At 63.3% G+C, this 17,901-nt stretch carries 18 protein-coding genes; 14 read left to right on the top strand and 4 right to left on the bottom strand.

All coding sequences use genetic code 11. From position 1 onward, the window contains the following. Positions 1-16: 16 nt before the first annotated feature. The 3 genes from oxc to RAD10_RS21425 all read left to right on the top strand — a co-directional run bounded on the left by oxc (position 17) and on the right by RAD10_RS21425 (position 3,570). The gene (gene oxc / locus RAD10_RS21415) at positions 17-1,750 is read left to right on the top strand and encodes an oxalyl-CoA decarboxylase (protein ID WP_461619143.1); all 1,734 of its coding nucleotides are present in this window, start codon (positions 17-19) and stop codon (positions 1,748-1,750) included. 65 nt (positions 1,751-1,815) lie between these two features. Further along, positions 1,816-3,093, top strand: a complete 1,278-nt coding sequence (gene frc / locus RAD10_RS21420; RefSeq protein ID WP_461619144.1) for a formyl-CoA transferase — start codon at positions 1,816-1,818, stop codon at positions 3,091-3,093. Between the two features lie 279 nt (positions 3,094-3,372). Beyond that, positions 3,373-3,570, top strand: coding sequence for a hypothetical protein (locus RAD10_RS21425; protein ID WP_104463936.1), 198 nt, complete (start codon positions 3,373-3,375; stop codon positions 3,568-3,570). 72 nt (positions 3,571-3,642) lie between these two features. Here RAD10_RS21425 and RAD10_RS21430 read toward each other — a convergent pair whose 3' ends face one another. The 3 genes from RAD10_RS21430 to RAD10_RS21440 form a co-directional block, all read right to left on the bottom strand. Next, positions 3,643-3,867: a hypothetical protein gene (locus tag RAD10_RS21430; protein ID WP_018315861.1), complete on the bottom strand. Its 225-nt coding sequence runs from the start codon at positions 3,865-3,867 to the stop codon at positions 3,643-3,645. A 56-nt stretch (positions 3,868-3,923) separates the two neighbouring features. Continuing rightward, positions 3,924-4,166: a transcriptional regulator gene (locus RAD10_RS21435; protein ID WP_461619145.1), complete on the bottom strand. Its 243-nt coding sequence runs from the start codon at positions 4,164-4,166 to the stop codon at positions 3,924-3,926. A gap of 98 nt (positions 4,167-4,264) precedes the next feature. Further along, on the bottom strand, positions 4,265-4,474 hold the full coding sequence (locus RAD10_RS21440) for a cold-shock protein (RefSeq protein WP_026201564.1): 210 nt from the start codon (positions 4,472-4,474) through the stop codon (positions 4,265-4,267). Positions 4,475-4,820: 346 nt separating this feature from the next. Here RAD10_RS21440 and RAD10_RS21445 point away from each other — a divergent pair, with 346 nt between their 5' ends. Next, positions 4,821-5,510, top strand: coding sequence for a hypothetical protein (locus tag RAD10_RS21445; RefSeq protein ID WP_461619146.1), 690 nt, complete (start codon positions 4,821-4,823; stop codon positions 5,508-5,510). Between the two features lie 133 nt (positions 5,511-5,643). After that, positions 5,644-6,087 (top strand): SRPBCC family protein, encoded by a 444-nt coding sequence (locus tag RAD10_RS21450; protein WP_461619147.1) that lies wholly within the window; start codon positions 5,644-5,646, stop codon positions 6,085-6,087. Positions 6,088-6,318: 231 nt separating this feature from the next. Here the strand turns inward: RAD10_RS21450 and RAD10_RS21455 are convergent, their stop codons facing one another. After that, entirely contained in the window at positions 6,319-7,650 is a 1,332-nt protein-coding gene (locus tag RAD10_RS21455) for an Hsp70 family protein (protein WP_461619148.1), read from the bottom strand. Positions 7,651-8,046: 396 nt separating this feature from the next. Between RAD10_RS21455 and RAD10_RS21460 the strand changes: the two genes are divergently transcribed. From RAD10_RS21460 to RAD10_RS21500, 9 genes are all read left to right on the top strand, one after another. Continuing rightward, positions 8,047-8,184 carry a hypothetical protein gene (locus tag RAD10_RS21460; protein WP_162832240.1) on the top strand — a complete coding sequence of 46 codons (138 nt, stop codon included), beginning with the start codon at positions 8,047-8,049 and terminating at the stop codon, positions 8,182-8,184. A 459-nt stretch (positions 8,185-8,643) separates the two neighbouring features. Then, positions 8,644-9,651 carry a Bug family tripartite tricarboxylate transporter substrate binding protein gene (locus RAD10_RS21465; RefSeq protein ID WP_461619149.1) on the top strand — a complete coding sequence of 336 codons (1,008 nt, stop codon included), beginning with the start codon at positions 8,644-8,646 and terminating at the stop codon, positions 9,649-9,651. 92 nt (positions 9,652-9,743) lie between these two features. Beyond that, the gene (locus tag RAD10_RS21470; protein WP_461619150.1) at positions 9,744-10,235 is read left to right on the top strand and encodes a tripartite tricarboxylate transporter TctB family protein; all 492 of its coding nucleotides are present in this window, start codon (positions 9,744-9,746) and stop codon (positions 10,233-10,235) included. A gap of 42 nt (positions 10,236-10,277) precedes the next feature. Next, positions 10,278-11,777: a tripartite tricarboxylate transporter permease gene (locus RAD10_RS21475; protein WP_028143032.1), complete on the top strand. Its 1,500-nt coding sequence runs from the start codon at positions 10,278-10,280 to the stop codon at positions 11,775-11,777. 399 nt (positions 11,778-12,176) lie between these two features. Beyond that, positions 12,177-13,466, top strand: coding sequence for an oxalate/formate MFS antiporter (oxlT, locus tag RAD10_RS21480; RefSeq protein ID WP_461619151.1), 1,290 nt, complete (start codon positions 12,177-12,179; stop codon positions 13,464-13,466). Between the two features lie 260 nt (positions 13,467-13,726). Further along, on the top strand, positions 13,727-15,061 hold the full coding sequence (gene oxlT, locus RAD10_RS21485) for an oxalate/formate MFS antiporter (protein WP_461619152.1): 1,335 nt from the start codon (positions 13,727-13,729) through the stop codon (positions 15,059-15,061). Positions 15,062-15,236: 175 nt separating this feature from the next. After that, positions 15,237-15,665, top strand: a complete 429-nt coding sequence (locus RAD10_RS21490) for a CBS domain-containing protein (protein ID WP_028143029.1) — start codon at positions 15,237-15,239, stop codon at positions 15,663-15,665. 98 nt (positions 15,666-15,763) lie between these two features. Further along, complete coding sequence (locus tag RAD10_RS21495; protein ID WP_461619153.1) at positions 15,764-16,783, top strand: 2-dehydropantoate 2-reductase; 1,020 nt, start codon at positions 15,764-15,766, stop codon at positions 16,781-16,783. Positions 16,784-16,794: 11 nt separating this feature from the next. Continuing rightward, the gene (locus RAD10_RS21500; RefSeq protein ID WP_461619154.1) at positions 16,795-17,568 is read left to right on the top strand and encodes a fumarylacetoacetate hydrolase family protein; all 774 of its coding nucleotides are present in this window, start codon (positions 16,795-16,797) and stop codon (positions 17,566-17,568) included. Positions 17,569-17,901 lie beyond the last annotated feature (333 nt).

The following is a 17,901-nucleotide window of genomic DNA, read 5'->3' on the forward strand; positions in this document are numbered from 1 at the left end:
CAGGGAGACAAGGCCCATGCTGAATACCGCGACCAAGTCCGAGGCACCGGGCACCGAGCAGGAGCTGACGGATGGCTTCCATCTCGTCATCGACGCGCTCAAGCTGAACGGCATCAACACCATCTATAATGTGCCGGGCATCCCGATCACGGATTTGGGCCGCATGGCGCAGGCCGAGGGCATCCGCGTGATCTCCTTCCGCCACGAGCAGAACGCCGGTTACGCCGCAGGCATCGCCGGCTATCTCACCAAGAAGCCCGGCGTCTGCCTCACGGTCTCCGCGCCCGGCTTCCTCAATGGTCTCACCGCGCTCGCGCACGCCACCACCAACTGCTACCCGATGATCCTGGTCTCGGGCTCCTCCGAGCGCGAGATCGTCGACCTGCAGCAGGGCGACTACGAGGAAATGGACCAGCTCGCGATTGCGAAGCCGCTGTGCAAGGCGGCCTATCGCGTGCTGCACGCGCAGGACATCGGCATCGGTCTGGCCCGCGCCATCCGCGCTGCGGTCTCGGGCCGTCCGGGCGGCGTCTATCTCGACCTGCCGGCCAAGCTGTTCGGGCAGGTGATGAGTGCCGATGCCGGCCAGAAGTCGCTGGTCAAGGTGATCGACGCTGCGCCCGCGCAGATCCCCTCGCCCGCTTCGGTCAAGCGTGCGCTCGACGTGCTCAAGGGTGCCAAGCGTCCGCTCATCATCCTCGGCAAGGGCGCGGCCTACGCGCAGGCCGACGAAGAGATCAAATCCTTCGTCGAGAAGAGCGGCGTGCCGTTCCTGCCGATGAGCATGGCCAAGGGCCTCCTGCCCGACACCCATCCGCAATGCGCTGGTGCGGCCCGCTCGACCGTGCTGAAGGAATCCGACGTCGTCATGCTGATCGGCGCGCGGCTGAACTGGCTGCTCTCGCACGGCAAGGGCAAGAGCTGGGGCGAAGCGCCCAAGAAGTTCATCCAGGTCGATATCGAGCCGCGCGAGATGGACTCCAACGTCGAGATCGTCGCGCCCGTGGTCGGCGACATCGGCTCGGTCGTCTCCGCCTTCAACCAGGCGATGGCATCGGGCTGGACCGCTCCGCCTGCCGAATGGACCAAGGCGATCTCGTCCAAGCGCGAAGAGAACGTCGCCAAGATGGCGCCGAAGCTCATGAACAACAAGTCGCCGATGGACTATCACGGCGCGCTCGGCGTGCTGAAGAACGTCATCAAGGACTATCCCGAGGCGATCCTCGTCAACGAAGGCGCCAACACGCTCGACCTCGCCCGCGGCGTCATCGACATGTACCGGCCGCGCAAGCGTCTCGACGTCGGCACCTGGGGCGTGATGGGCATCGGCATGGGCCAGGCGATCGCGGCTGCGCTCGAGACCGGCCACCCCGTGCTCGCAGTGGAAGGCGACTCGGCCTTCGGCTTCTCCGGCATGGAAGTCGAGACCATCTGCCGCTACAACCTGCCGATCTGCGTCGTCATCTTCAACAATGACGGCATCTATCGCGGCACCGACGTCAACGGCGCCAACGCCGATCCCGCAACGACGGTGTTCGTCAAGGGCGCGCGCTACGACAAGATGATGGAAGCCTTCGGCGGCGTCGGCGTCAACGCGACCTCGCCGGACGAGCTCAAGCGCGCCGTCAACGAAGCCATGAAGTCCGGCAAGCCGACGCTCATCAACGCGGTGATCGATCCGGCCGCCGGCTCGGAGAGCGGCCGCATCGGCAACCTCAATCCGCAGAGCGTTCTGCAGAAGAAGAAGTAAGTCCACCCCTCAACCCTTGATTCCCTGCGGTTGGCGGGGGCAGACACAGAGTACGGAGCAACACGATGACCAAAGCGCTCACGGGCGTTCGCATTCTCGACTTCACCCACGTTCAGTCAGGACCGACCTGCACGCAGCTGCTGGCCTGGTTCGGCGCCGACGTGATCAAGGTGGAACGTCCGGGCGTGGGTGACATCACCCGCGGCCAGCTGCAGGACATCCCGAACGTGGACAGCCTGTATTTCACCATGCTCAACCACAACAAGCGCTCGATCACGCTCGACACCAAGAACCCCAAGGGCAAGGAAGTCCTCACGGAGCTGATCAAGAAGTGCGACGTGCTGGTCGAAAACTTCGGCCCCGGCGTGCTCGACCGCATGGGCTTCCCCTGGGAGAAGATCCAGGCGATCAACCCGAAGATGATCGTCGCCTCGATCAAGGGCTTCGGCCCCGGACCGTACGAAGACTGCAAGGTCTATGAGAACGTCGCGCAGTGCACCGGCGGCGCCGCCTCCACCACCGGCTTCCGCGACGGTCTTCCGCTCGTCACCGGCGCGCAGATCGGCGACAGCGGCACCGGCCTCCACCTCGCGCTCGGCATCGTCACCGCGCTCTACCAGCGCACCGTCACCGGCAAGGGCCAGAAGGTTACGGCTGCGATGCAGGACGGCGTACTCAACCTCGCGCGCGTAAAACTGCGCGACCAGCAGCGCCTCGCCCATGGCCCGCTGAAGGAATACAGCCAGTACGGCGAAGGCATTCCGTTCGGCGACGCCGTGCCGCGCGCCGGCAATGATTCCGGCGGCGGCCAGCCCGGCCGCATCGTCAAGTGCAAAGGCTGGGAGACCGATCCCAACGCCTACCTCTACTTCATCACCCAGGCGCCGGTCTGGGAGAAGATCTGCGACGTGATCGGCGAACCCGGCTGGAAGACTCATCCCGACTACGCCAAGCCGCCGGCCCGGCTGTCGCGCCTGAACGAGATTTTCGCCCGCATCGAGAAGTGGACGATGACGAAGACCAAGTTCGAGGCGATGGAAATCCTCAACAAGGACGACATCCCCTGCGGCCCGATCCTGTCGATGAAGGAGATCATCGAGGACCAGTCGCTGCGCGCCACTGGTACCTTGGTCGAAGTCGACCACCCCACCCGCGGCAAGTACATTTCGGTCGGCAACCCGATTAAGCTGTCGGATTCTCCGAGTGACGTCGAGCGGTCCCCGCTGCTCGGCGAGCACACCGACGAGATCCTGCGCTCCGTGCTCGGCTTCAGCGACCACCAAGTCGCCGACATCCACAAGTCCGGCGCGCTCGACCCGCCGCAGAAGCAGGCCGCGGAGTAAGCAAGCTCGCTGCATGCGCGAAAGGCCGCCGGTTTCGGCGGCCTTTTTGTTCGCGCCGAAGGAACCGGACCGCAGGCCGGCCGTTATTGCTTCGACCGGCATGCTCTCAGCAGTGCGAGCGTGCCGCCTCCACGGCGAGTGACCAAGCCTCGCGCCAGACCCGCCCAACACTGAAGGATTGTCCACCCTCCCGTTCAGAGGGTGACTAATCGGCTTGCAAGCGGGAGGCGTCGCGTCCGGCACTTGCGGGTCACGCCCACTGATCGAAGCGAGGTCGAAATGTTGAGAGATCAATCCTCTGATCGGGCCAAACGCGAAGCCAACAAGGCGTTCAAGCCTGTCAAGACGCAGAAGCCCATGACTGACTATGCGAAGGACCAGCACTCCCTCAACGAGAATCGGGAGCGGCTCAAGGCGGAGCGATTAGCCCGCGAGGCAAAGTCGAAGGAGCTGCTTGAAAAAGGCTTGCCCGAATAGGAAGCGCCCTGTCGCTGGTTACGATCTGACATCCGGCCGGTGAAGGCCGCCGAATTGGCACCTGATCTTGAGCTAGAGCATCGAGAGAACGACGATGCCATCTTCGAGCTCCCCGGACGCCAGCCGGGTCCGCGCGATGCGCTCGAACTCGGTGCGGTGTTTCTGAAGATAGCTGAAAGCCTGTTTCTGCGTTTGGAACGTGGTCGCGAGCCGGCACATCTGTCGGCCTGCGCCAAGCGCGAGAAAAAAAGTGATTGTGCCACCACCGTCCGACTTGGCTCTAGGCACGACCCGCACTCTTTGGCATGTGACCGGTCCTCTCCAGATTTCGTCGACGGCGCTGCTGAAGTCGATTATTGCGGCGGCTTCTTCTTGCGCCTCGTCGAGGTTGGTGCCGGCATTGATGCGCGAAGGGCTGCGTCGGCCGCTTCCTTGGCTTCGCGCAGCTCCCGAAGCCGCGCCATGTTCTTGCGAACGTCGACCGCCTGCTTTTCGGCATCCGCCATCGCGCGCGCTCCTTCTTCAGCCGCCAGGCGCTGACGGTTGGAACGCGCGATACCTTCGGGTGACGGTTCTGCCGATTTCCTGGCGCTCATCCTTCACCCTGCTCCGAATAGACAAAACCCGCTCAATCCTTACGATCGAGCGGGCAGCGTTACCGTTTCAGTACATCCGTGAAACGGCACTAGAGAGCTCAAGCCAGCGAGAGATTCTCAGCGCTGACTTTGCCCCGCATCTTGTCGGTCTTGGCCTCGAAGTTGACCTTTTGGCCTTCAGCGAGACCCGCAAGACCAGCCCGCTCGACCGCGCTGATGTGAACGAACACATCGTTGCCGCCGTCGTCGGGCTGAATGAATCCAAAGCCCTTCTGGCCGTTGAACCACTTCACGGTACCTGTCGTCATTTTCTTCTCCAAAGCGCGCAAGCGCACATTCCGCGTGACGCTCACGCAGAACCAATTCAATTCGTCGATGTCTATGGAAAAGGAGCCCGCGGGCGCATTCAACAAGGCACAGCGGCTGAACGAACGAATTCAGGGTATACCCCACCATCCCCACTTGCAAGGCTTGGCCAAGCTTAATTGCACCAGGGACCTCGGCGGAACAGTCCCAGGTTTGAGGCGACTACGCGGGGCCCCCCTCTGGCGAAACGGATTAGGAGTCGAACGAGGAACGGCTGCGGAATTGTGGCTTCCGTTGACGAGGCGTAGACATTCGGGCTGATCTTGCTGCTCGGAATGGGAGGTCACCATGTCACTACTGGGCAAGGCCGCCGTCGCGATGTGGTGGAGCGTTCGCCCCGAGCAGCGCACCGAGTTCGGCGACTGGCATTCGCATGAACACTTCCCGGAGCGGATGAGCATTCCCGGCTTCCGGCGCGGGTCGCGATGGACGAGCACGACGGACGCCGAAGGTTTTTTCGTGCTCTACGAGCTCGAGCAGTACGAGGCCCTCACGTCGAAGGGATATCTTGACCGGCTCAACGCGCCAACGCCGTGGTCGACCAGGATGATGCCGCATCATCTCGGCATGGTCCGCAGCCAATGCCGGATCGTCGCGAGCTTTGGCGGAGGTGTGGCGACCTCGCTTGCCACCATCAGGCTGTCGCCGGAAGCCGGACGGGATGCGCAATTGCAGACGCGCCTCTCGGAAACGCTCAGCGCATTGGCGCTGCGGCCGGGGCTGACAGGCGCCCACCTCCTCTTCACCGACACGCCTCGCACGAGCGCGCCCACCACCGAGCAGCAGATCCGTGGCAGGGACGGCGCTGCCGACTGGATCGTCCTGCTGTCGGGTTACGATGCCAATGTGGTTGACGCCGGGATCGCCGGCCAATTCTCGCCGTCGTCGCTTCACGCAGCGGGCGCTCGCGAGGATATCATGATCGACCGCTACGGGCTGGCATTCACGATGACGCCACAGGATGTCGCAGCGATCTAGCAACCCGGCCAGAAGGACCGCCGACAAAAAAAACGAGATGCCATGTCGGATCGGCGGCTTCCCGGTCGTCCTCGTGACATGAATGGGCCATAGACGCCAATCTCGGGCCCATCAATCACTGAGGATAACAACCATGCCCAGCACGATCCGCCTGCACCGCGTTCTCGCGACCAGCCCGCAAAAAGTCTATCGCGCTTTCCTGGAGGCCGATGCGATGGCGAAATGGCTGCCGCCGAACGGCTTCACCTGCACCGTGCATCATTTCGAGCCCAAGGTCGGCGGCACGTTCAAGATGTCGTTCCGGAATTTCACGACGGGCAACAGCCATTCGTTCGGCGGTGAATATCTCGAGCTCGTGCCCGGTGAACGCCTTCGCTACACCGACAGGTTCGACGATCCCAACCTGCCCGGAGAGATTGAGGTTACCGTGATCCTGAAGAAGGTCTCGGTCGGCACCGAAGTGGACATCACGCAGGCCGGCATCCCCGACGTCATCCCGCCGGAGGCCTGCTATCTCGGCTGGCAGGAATCCCTGCGCAATCTGGCGAAGCTGGTCGAGCCCGAGATCAATCAGTAGCGAAGGCGTTGGTGCCGTAGGGTGGGCAAAGGCGCACTTGCGCCGTGCCCACGATCTTCCCGATACGGCGACAGGCACGTGGGCACGCTTCGCTTTGCCCACCCTACGGCACTGTTCGATCCGATGCGCCGTTCTACCCACGCCGTCATTGCGAGCGTAGCGAAGCAATCCAGAGTGTTTCCGCGGAGGGATTCTGGATTGCTTCGCTACGCTCGCAATGACGGAGAATCGTTAAGCCTGCGCCGTCGCCTCGAGCCCGCCGCCGGCAGTCCAGCGGTCCGGGTTGGGGCTGTGCCCGATCAGCGCGAGGCCGTAGGCGATCGACTCGAACTGGTCGCCTGACATCAGCCGTTCGTTGCCGAACCGCTCGGCGAACAGTTTTCGCACCGCCGGTACGAAGGACGTGCCGCCGGTCAAGAACACCTTCTCGATCTCGCGCGCGGTGATACCGGCTTCGGCCAGCACCTTGTCGACGGTGGCCCCGAGCCGGGCGATGTCGTCGGCAATCCAGGATTCGAAATTCTTCCGCGTGATGGCCGCGCCGATGTCGACGCCGCCGCCCTTGAAGCGGAAATCCACCTCGTCCTGCGCCGACAGCGCAACCTTGGCATTTGACACTGCACGGTACAGCGAAAAGCCGAGGTCGAGATCGACGATGGTGATGAAATCCTCCAGCAGCTTCGGCTTCAGCGCGGTGCGCGCAAGCTCCCTCAGCTCGCGCAGATCGCCGTTGCTCTTCATCATCGCCAGTTGATGCCAGCGCGCGAGGTTGGTGTAATGGCCGCTGGGGATCGGCAGCACCTTGTCGAAGGAGCGGAAGCTGGAGCCCTTGCCGAGCCGCGGCGAGACGACGTGGTCGACGATGCGGTAGTCGAACGTGTCGCCGGCGATGCCGATGCCGGCGTGGCCGAGTGGCTCGGCGCGAAGGCTGCCGCCCGCGCGCGAGAAACGCATCACGGAGAAATCGCTGGTGCCGCCGCCGAAATCCGCAACCAGCACGGTGGCATCGCGCTCCAGCCTTCGGGCAAAGGAGAACGCCGCGCCCACGGGCTCGTAGACATAGCGCGCATGGCCGGCGCCCAGGCGCTCGAAGGCGGCGCGGTAGCGCTGCATCGCCAGCGCCTCGTCGGGATTGCCGCCGGCGAAGCGCACCGGGCGGCCGACCGTGATGGTCGAGGTCTCGAAGCCGAACCTGTCGCCGCCATGGCGCGCCAGCGTCCGCAGGAACGCCGCCAGAATATCCTCGAACTTGAAGCGCTGCCGGAACACTTGCGTGGTGTTGAAGCTGCTGCTCGCCGCAAACGTCTTGAACGACTGCAGGAAGCGGTAGACGTGGCGTCCTTCGAGGAATTGCTCGATCGCCCAGGGGCCGCCCTCGGCCTGGGCGCCGGCGCCCGGCCGGTCCTCCCAGAAGCACAAAGCCGACACGTAGACGCTATGGCGCTGTCCGCCGTGGTCGAAGCGGATGGCCTCGACCCGGCGGTCGTCCGCCGCGAGGGCGACGACCGTGTTGCTGGTCCCAAAATCGATGCCGATCGAGACGGCGGGCGAGGCGCTCGACATGAACCACTCTGACAGATGATTGGAAGGGGGCAGACCACTAGCGGCTTTGACTTGCCCTGCCAAGCCTGGCCCTGCCAAGAAAGCCTTGCCCTGCAAAGCCCTCGGCCATTGAGGCTCGCTTCAGGCGCACGCCGGTGGGCCCCGGTTTCCACTTCAATCGAATGAATAGGCCCCTGATCGCTATCTTCAGCGTCCGAGGACGGCGTCTAAGACGGAAAAGCCGTTTTTCGGTGGGCCATCTGAGCCCGAACCGGGCCCATTAACCCGGCATTATGCTGCGATGCGAGACTTTCTATGCTGCTATGCAAACAAACGCGTGGACAGTGGCATCTGGTATACATAGTTTCATCCCCAGACGAGACGCCAAGACTGATCGTCTCAAGAAAGGGAATTCCAATGTCCAAGACCGCTTCCGTCGCTTTCGCCCCCTCTTCTTCGCTGTTCAGCCGCTTTATGGCTGCGGTCGACCGTTTCCTGATGGCGAGCGCCGAGATCTCGAACCACAACGGCGACCTGCCGCGTTTCGGCCTGTAAGAAGGCCTTCCCCACGCAGCCGAAACGGCGCGCGGCCGGCAACCGCAGAAACTACGTTTGATCAATGGCCCCCCTCGTCGGGGCCATTTTCTTTTGGTCCTCGCTTCGGCCTACGAACACGACTGCGACGATTGGTCCGCCGATCTGGCCGGCCGTCCAATTGTGAGCCAGCTGGCATCTCGCATACCATTCGACAACCAAAAACGATTGCACGACCAAGGTGCTAGATGGGGATGCAGAGCGCGGGACAGGAACGGCCAAGGACATGGCACGTTTGCCAATCATGGCGGAGCCTTAGCCCAAAGGAGCGGATGTCGCGCCTTGTCCCCGCTCATAAACTTCTGGTTGGTGAGGCTGCAATGGGAGATCGACCGCAAAGGTGACCCCAAGCGTGTGAATCCGGATGGGCTGACGCGAGCCGGCAAAGAACGGCCGCGTTTCGACAGGGAGAGAAACGAGATGAAGTCATTCATTCTGAATGTCGCTTTGGCGGCAATGGCGATGTCGTGCGCCGGCAGCACTGCAAGTTTTGCGGCCTGGGAGCCGGTTCGTCCGGTCGAGTTCATCGTGCCCGCGGGCACCGGTGGCGGCGCCGATCAGATGGCACGAACCATCCAGGGCATCGTCACCAAGCATAATCTCATGAAGCAGCCGCTGGTCGTCATCAACAAGGCCGGCGGTGCAGGCGGCGAAGGCTTTCTCGACGTGAAGACGTCGTCGGGCAATCCGCACAAGATCATCATCACGCTCTCGAACTTGTTCACGACGCCGCTGGCAACGGGGATTCCGTTCAACTGGAAGGATTTGACTCCGGTCGCGATGCTGGCGCTGGATGAATTCGTGCTGTGGGTGAATGCCGAAAAGCCGTACACCAGCGTCAAGGATTACGTCGACGCCGCGAAGAAGGCACCAAGCGGCTCATTCAAGATGGGCGGCACCGGCTCCAAGCAGGAAGACCAGATCATTACGGTCGGCATCGAGAAGGCGATCGACGCGAAGTTCACCTACATCCCCTACAAGGGCGGCGGCGAGGTCGCGGTTCAACTCGTCGGCAATCACGTCGATTCCACCGTCAACAATCCGATCGAGGCGGTCGCGCAATGGCGCGGCGGCAAGCTCCGTCCGCTCTGCGTCTTCGACGCCCAGCCGATGGCCTATGACGAGCCGATCGCCGAGGGCAAGGCCTGGAAGGATATTCCGACCTGCAAATCACAGGGCCTCGCGATGGAATATCTCATGCTGCGCGGCATCTTCATGTCGCCCAAGACCACCAAGGATCAGGTCGAATATTACGTCGAGCTGTTCAAGAAGGTCCGCGCCACGCCGGAATGGCAGGATTTCATGAAGAGCGGCGCCTTCAACACGACCTTCCTGGCTGGAGCCGACTACGCCAAATGGATCGAGGCGGAGGAGAAGCGCCACGAAGGCCTGATGAAGGATGCCGGTTTCCTCGCGCCGGGCAATTGATCCCCGGATTGCCCCGCGACACCGATGACGGATGAGGACGCCGGTCGTCCTCCCGTCTGCCGCGAAACACTGCGATTCCGCCTGGAGTTCCCATGACTGAACAATCCGAATCCGGCCCGGCCCACAAGACGCTGGAGATCGGCATGGCGCTGTTGATCGGCGCCTTTGGTCTCGTCGTGATCTTCGGCAGCCTGAAGGCCGGCATCAACTGGGGCGCGGAAGGTCCGCGAGCCGGGTTCTTCCCCTTCTATGTCGGCGCCGTCATCGTCGGCGCGAGTGCCATCAACCTGTGGCACGCGCAGCGCGACGACGACGGCCGCCTGTTCGCGGAATGGGGACAGCTTCGCCAGGTCATGAGCGTCGTCGTGCCCACCGCGATCTATGTCGGCTCGATGCCGTTCATCGGCCTCTACGTCGCCTCGATGGTCTTCATCGCCTGGTTCATGCGCTGGCTCGGCGGATATCGCTGGCTGACGGTCATCGCGGTGGCAATCGGCATGCCGGTGGTGACCTATCTCGTTTTCGAGCGCTGGTTCCTGGTCCCGCTTCCCAAGGGGCCATTCGAGGAATGGCTCGGTCTGTAAGAGCCACGCATTCATTCAATTGCTGCTGCAGGACGTATCGATATGGAAGAGTTGGCCAATCTATTTCACGGCTTCGCGGTCGCCCTGCAGCCCTACAACATCATGCTGATGATCATCGGCATCACGCTCGGGGTCATCATCGGCGTGCTGCCGGGGCTCGGGGGCGCCAACGGCGTGGCGATCCTGCTTCCCCTGACCTTCAGCATGCCGCCGACATCGGCGATCATCATGCTGTCATGCATCTATTGGGGCGCATTGTTCGGCGGCGCCATCACCTCGATCCTGTTCAACATCCCCGGCGAGCCATGGTCGGTGGCGACCACCTTCGACGGCTATCCCATGGCGCAGCAGGGCAAGCCCGGTGAAGCCCTGACGGCCGCCTTCACCTCCTCCTTCGTGGGCGCGCTGTTTGCCGTCATCATGATCACGCTGGTCGCACCGCTGGTCGCGGGCTTTGCGCTGCGATTTGGTCCGGCGGAGAAGTTCGCGGTGTACTTCCTCGCCTTCTGCAGCTTCGTCGGCCTCAGCAAGGAGCCGCCGTTCAAGACCATCGCGGCGATGATGATGGGCTTCGCGCTCGCGGCGGTCGGCCTCGATTCGATCACGGGTCAGTTGCGGCTCACCTTCGGCGTCACCGAGCTGCTCAACGGATTCGACTTCCTGATCGCCGTGATCGGCTTGTTCGGGATCGGCGAGATCCTGCTGACCATGGAGGAAGGGCTCGCCTTCCGCGGCGGCAATGCCAGCATCAACCTTCGGGTCGTGCTTCAAACCTGGCGCGAGCTGCCCACCTACTGGATGACGTCGCTGCGCTCCTGCCTGATCGGCTGCTGGATGGGCGTCACGCCCGCCGGAGCGACGCCGGCATCCTTCATGAGCTACGGCATCGCCAAGCGGCTGGCGCGGCGCGGCAACAATTTCGGCAAGGGCGAGATCGAAGGCGTGATCGCGCCGGAGACGGCCGCGCATGCGGCGGGCACCTCGGCGCTGCTGCCGATGCTGTCGCTCGGCGTGCCCGGCTCGCCGACGGCCGCCGTGCTGCTCGGCGGCCTCCTGATCTGGGGCCTGCAGCCGGGTCCGATGCTGTTCGTCGAGCAGAAGGAATTCGTCTGGGGCCTGATCGCCTCGATGTATCTCGGCAATCTCGCCGGCCTCATCGTCGTGCTCACCTGCGTGCCGCTCTTCGCCGCGATCCTGCGCGTGCCGTTCGGAATCATCGCCCCGCTCATCCTGGTGCTGTGCGCGATCGGCGCCTATTCGGTGCACAACAGCACCTTCGACGTCATGCTGATGCTGGTGTTCGGCGTGCTCGGCTATCTCCTGAAGAAGTGCAACTATCCGCTCGCACCTCTCGTGCTCGCCATCGTGCTCGGCGACAAGGCGGAGGAAGCCTTCCGCCAATCGCTGCTGGGATCGCAAGGCTCGCTCGGGGTGTTCTTCTCCAACGGCCTCGTCAGCACCATCATGGCGCTCGGTCTGGTCGCCCTGTTCTGGTCCGCGATCCAGGAAGGCTACAGCAGGCTGCGCATGTCGATGGCGTGAGGCGCGCCGGCGCATTCGGCGTCGGCGGCCGTCAAATCCGCCGGGCGGCCGAGCGACTGGGATATAGAATTCCAGGATTGACCGGTCACGGCACGGCCGCGCACCGATGTGCCCGGGGGCAGCGCCCACCACCGACCGGAAGCTGAAAATCGCGGAGGCACGGATTCCCGCGCCTGCTTGCGGCTTCGCCACGACAAGCAAGACTTCTCACGAAATCAATGGGTTGATCGCAGGCCGGAAGCCGATTGAGCTTTACAATCGAGCAGCCATGGTGCATGTGAAGAATCCGCGATATTTCGCCGCACCCTCCAGTCCTTCGCTTGAATCTTGGCATAATGAATACCAGGATGCGAACCAGCGCACGCATAAAAATGATCGGCGCCTTCGGGAGGGTTTTTTATGACAGACATGGTGCAGTCAACAGCGGCCCCAAGCGTCGCGCGCGTCAGCGATGCCTATCGCTGGACGCAGTTGGCGGTTGGCGTCGCCGCGATGGTGATGATCGCCAACTATCAATACGGCTGGACGTTCTTCGTCCCTGACATCCAGAAGAAGTTCGGCTGGGATCGCGCGTCGATCCAATGGGCCTTTACGCTCTTCGTCCTGTTCGAGACCTGGCTGGTCCCGATCGAGGGATGGTTCGTCGACAAGTACGGTCCGCGCATCGTCGTGCTGGTCGGCGGCGTGCTCTGCGCCATCGGCTGGGCGATCAACGCCCAGGCCACCACGCTCAACGGCTACTATCTCGGCATGATCATCGCAGGCATCGGCGCCGGCGGCGTCTACGGCACCTGCGTCGGCAACGCGCTGAAGTGGTTTCCGGACAAGCGCGGTCTTGCCGCGGGCATCACGGCCGCGGGCTTCGGTGCGGGCTCCGCGCTCACCGTCGCGCCGATCCAGGCCATGATCAAGGACAGTGGATTCCAGACCACCTTCCTCTATTTCGGCCTCGGACAGGGCATCATCATCTGCATCCTCGCCTTCTTCCTGCTCGCGCCGAAAGCAGGCCAGGTGCCGAACGTGGTGGCCAATGCCAATCTGCTGCAGACCCGTCGCAACTACCAGCCGACCGAGGTGCTGCGTCAGCCGATCTTCTGGCTGATGTACTTCATGTTCGTGATCGTCGGCGCCGGCGGCTTGATGGTGACGGCCAACCTGAAGCCCATCGCTGCCGACTGGAAGGTCGACAACGTGCCGGTCACGCTGATGGCGGTGACGATGACGGCGGTGACCTTCGCGGCCACGATCGACCGCGTGCTCAACGGCCTGACGCGTCCGTTCTTCGGCTGGATCTCCGACATGATCGGCCGCGAGAACACGATGTTCATCGCCTTCGGCATGGAAGGTTTCGGCATCTGGATGCTCTACCTCTGGGGCCACGATCCGATCTGGTTCGTGCTGCTCTCTGGCTTCGTGTTCTTCGCCTGGGGTGAGATCTACTCGCTGTTCCCATCGACCTGCACCGACACGTTCGGCGCCAAGTTCGCGACCACCAATGCCGGCCTGCTCTACACTGCGAAGGGCACCGCCGCACTGCTGGTCCCGATCGGCAACTACATGCAGCAGTCGTCCGGCACGTGGGACAGCGTGTTCATCATCGCGGCCGGCGCCAACATCCTGGCTTCGCTGCTGGCGATCGCGGTGCTCAAGCCCTGGCGCAAGGTCGTGGTCGCCAAATCGACCGTCTGACACGCTCCATCGCAGCTCTTCATCGAGCAGACGCCCGGCCTCACGGCCGGGCGTTTTCGTTTTGGCGACGTCTTGCAGCGACGTTCCCGCTCCAATGGAACCGCAGATTTGTGACAATCCGCCGCAGATAGGGCTTGCATTCTGGAATATGGTATACCAAGCTCCGCGCAGCGCTTGCGACGATAAGCCACAATATTTGCGACACTGGGTCATCTTGCCATCCCAAGTCGTGATCAATCAGGCGCGTTGGGAGGTTATTGATGATTTCCAGCACGGACGGCGCCGTCACGGCCGCGCCTCTTCGCACCGGTTTCCGTTGGCTCCAGCTCGTCATGGGCATCGTCTGCATGGCGATGATCGCCAACCTGCAATATGGCTGGACGTTGTTCGTCGATCCGATCGATGCGGCCCATCACTGGGGACGCGCCGCGATCCAGCTTGCCTTCACCGTCTTCGTCGTCACCGAGACCTGGCTGGTGCCGATCGAGGCCTGGTTCGTCGACAAATACGGCCCGCGCATCGTCATCATGTTCGGCGGCGTGATGATCGCACTGTCCTGGATTCTCAACTCCTATGCCGACAGCCTCACCTTGCTCTACGCGGCCGCGATCATCGGCGGCATGGGTGCGGGCGCGGTGTACGGCACCTGCGTCGGCAATGCGCTGAAATGGTTTCCCGACCGCCGGGGCCTTGCCGCCGGCGCGACCGCCGCGGGCTTCGGCGCGGGCGCCGCGCTCACCATCGTGCCGATCGCGACCATGATCGCATCGAGCGGCTATCAGCACGCCTTCTTCACCTTCGGCATCGGCCAGGGCGTGATCGTGTTCGTGCTCGCCTTCTTCATCCAGCCGCCGCGGCTCTCGATCCCGCCGAAGAAAAAGCAGCTCAACCTGCCGCAGACCAAGATCGACTTCACCCCGCCGCAGGTGCTGCGCAGCCCTATTTTCTGGGTGATGTATCTCGTCTTCGTCATGGTCGCATCCGGCGGCCTGATGACCGCGGCGCAGATCGGCCCGATCGCGCACGACTTCAAGATCGCCGACACCCCGGTCACGCTGGCCGGCTTCCAGATGGCGGCACTGACCTTCGCGATCTCGCTCGACCGCATCCTCGACGGTTTCGGACGCCCCTTCTTCGGCTGGGTCTCCGACACGATCGGCCGCGAGCACACCATGTTCATCGCCTTCGGCACGGCGGCGCTGATGCTGCTGACGCTGTCGGCTTACGGTCATGTCCCGGTCGTGTTCGTGCTCGCGACCGCGGTGTATTTTGGCGTGTTCGGCGAGATCTACTCGCTGTTCCCGGCGACCTGCGGCGACACCTTCGGCTCAAAATTCGCGACCACCAACAACGGCATGCTCTACACCGCGAAAGGCACCGCCTCCCTGCTCGTCCCGCTCGCCAGCGTGATCTCGGCGACGTACGGCTGGAAGGCCGTGTTCGTGGTCGCGGTCGCCTTGAACGCGACGGCGGCGCTGACGGCGCTGTTCGTGATCAAGCCGATGCGCCGCTCCTTCATCCTCGGCAAGGAAGCCGAGAGCGCGAACACCGCAACCGGCAGCGCCGAGACCACTGCAAAGACCGAGACGGCGTAGCCGCCGCTGACATTGCAGGGATCAACAAGGGGCGCAGCGATGCGCCCCTTTCTTTTTCGCACAAGGCAAACGTCAGTCTTGCTGTCGCAAGATTTTTCGGATCGGCCAAACCAGCGCTTGACGATTGGCATTATGTATACCACACTTCCAGCAACATTCACCCAGGGAGGTTGCAATGCTGGTCGGAGACATTCTGCGCAAGAAGACGCCGCGCGTTGTCACGGTGCGAATGAACGAAACGGTGGGTATCGCCGCCAAGCTGATGCGCGCCAACAACATCAGCGCTCTCGTGGTCAAGGACGTGGTCCGCTCCGAGGGTAATACCGCCGTCGGCATGTTCACCGAGCGCGACGTGGTGCGCGCCGTCGCCGAGCACGGCGCGAATGCCGTCAACGTCAAGGTCTCGCAACTCGTCTCGGTGCAGCAGCTGGTGTCCTGCACCTCGAGCGATACGATCGAGCAGGTCCGGCATTTGATGAACCGGCATCACATCCGCCATTTGCCCGTCATCGACGACTACAGCCTCGTCTCCGTCATCAGCATGCGCGACATCGCAGCTGCCATGGACGAGGCCATCAACGGCACGCCGCAAGCGGCCGCCTAAAGCGACGCACACTTCCCCTGTGACTACCGGCCGGCTCGGACACGTTCGAGCCGGACCGGATCTTTCGTCCCAAAATTCCGGTCTCCCGCGAGGATTTCATGAAGATCTGCATCTACGGCGCCGGCGCGATCGGCGGATATCTCGGGGTTCAGCTTGCACGCGCAGGCGCCGATGTCAGCCTCATCGCGCGCGGCGCGCACCTTGCCGCAATGCGCGAGCGCGGCCTGACGCTGCTCGCGGGCGAGGAGAGGCACACCGTGCATCCGCGCTGCACCGACGATCCCGCCGAGCTCGGCGTGCAGGACTACATCATCATCACGCTGAAGGCGCATTCGATCACCGGCGTGATCGAGAAGATGCAGCCGCTGCTCGGCCCCCACACCCGCATCGTCACCGCCGTCAACGGCATTCCCTATTGGTACTTCTACAAGCATGGCGGCCAGTACGAGAATTCGACGCTGGAGAGCATCGATCCCGGCGGGCGGCAGTGGCGCGAAATCGGCGCCGAGCGCGCCATCGGCTGCATCGTCTATCCCGCCACCGAGATCGAGGCGCCCGGCGTGATCCGCCACGTCTACGGCAACAACTTCCCGCTCGGCGAGCCCTCCGGCGAGATCACCAGCGACGTGCAGCGCCTTGCCGATCTGTTCGTCGCGGCCGGGCTGAAGGCGCCGGTGCTTGACCGCATCCGCGATGAGATCTGGCTCAAGCTGTGGGGCAATGTCTGCTTCAACCCGATCAGCGCGCTGACCCATGCAACGCTCGACGTGATCTGCACCGATCCCTCTACCCGTGCGCTGTCGCGCGCGATCATGGTGGAGACGCAAGCGATCGCCGAGACGTTTGGGGTCAAATTCCGCGTCGACGTCGAGCGCCGCATCGAGGGCGCCCGCAAGGTGGGCGCGCACAAGACCTCAATGCTGCAGGATCTCGAGCGCGGCCGCCCGATGGAGATCGACCCGCTCGTCACCGTGGTGCAGGAGATGGGCCGCCTCACCGGCATCGCAACGCCCGCGCTCGATTCGGTGCTGGCGATGGTGACCCAGCGCGCCCGCATCGCCGGGCTCTATGATGGCGTTTCGACCGCGACTGATCCCCGTGCACTGGCGGTGGCGTGATGGCGGGCGAGATGAAGCAGTGGCTGCGCTTCCGGAATAATGGCGCCACCGGTTTCGGCACGCTGACCTCATCGGGCATCAGCGTGCACGAGGGCGAGATGTTCGGCCGCAACACCGCGACCGGCAAGATTCTGGCGCTGTCGGAGGTCGAGCTGCTGGCGCCTTGCGCGCCCAGCAAGATCGTCGCGCTCTGGAATAATTTCCACGCGCTCGCCGCCAAGCTCAACCAGCCCGAGCCGCCGGAGCCGCTTTATCTGCTGAAGGCCACCACCACCATCACGACGCCGGGCGCCGTGATCCGCCGCCCCTCTTATTACGACGGCAAGACCACATATGAAGGCGAGCTCGGCATCGTCATCGGCAAGACCTGCGCGCGTGTCTCCCCCAGCGAAGCCAACAGCTGCATCTTCGGCTACACCTGCGTCAACGACATCACGGCCAACGACATCCTGACCAGCGACCCCACCTTCCCGCAATGGGCCCGCGCCAAGGGCATCGACGATTACGGCCCGTTCGGCCCGGTCATCGCAACCGGCCTCGATCCGGCCAAGCTGACCGTCCGCACCATCCTCAACGGCGCGGAGCGGCAGAACTACCCGATCTCCGACATGATCTTCTCGGCGCAGCAGCTGGTCAGCAAGATCTCCCACGACATGACCCTGCTCCCCGGCGACCTCATCGCCGTCGGCACCTCGGTCGGCGTCGGCGTGATGAAGGAGCCGGTGAACACGGTCACTGTCGCGATCGACGGCATCGGCGAGCTCACCAACGAGTTTCGGCTGTAGCTGCAAACACGGTCCCGTAGCCCGATTTATTCTCGCCGCAGCGCGGCAAAATTGATCCGGCGCAAATCGCGCCGGCTCGGCCGCCTTATCCTTCCCGGCAGTCAATTTCTGACGCCAGGGAGGACGCCATGACGAATGCAGGTAATGCACTTCTGTGGACGGCTCTGTACTTTGCTCTCGCGTTCGGTGCGATCTTCGCGATCTGGTTCGCCGACAAGATGCGCTCGAACTTCCTCGGAAAATAGCGCACGGCGCCGCAGCCCGGATGATCCGGGACGACTCTTCGCATGGTCCCGCATGTCGCTCCGCTCATGCGGGCTACTAACGCTGCTC

Source organism: Bradyrhizobium sp. 23AC (genome assembly GCF_054863025.1).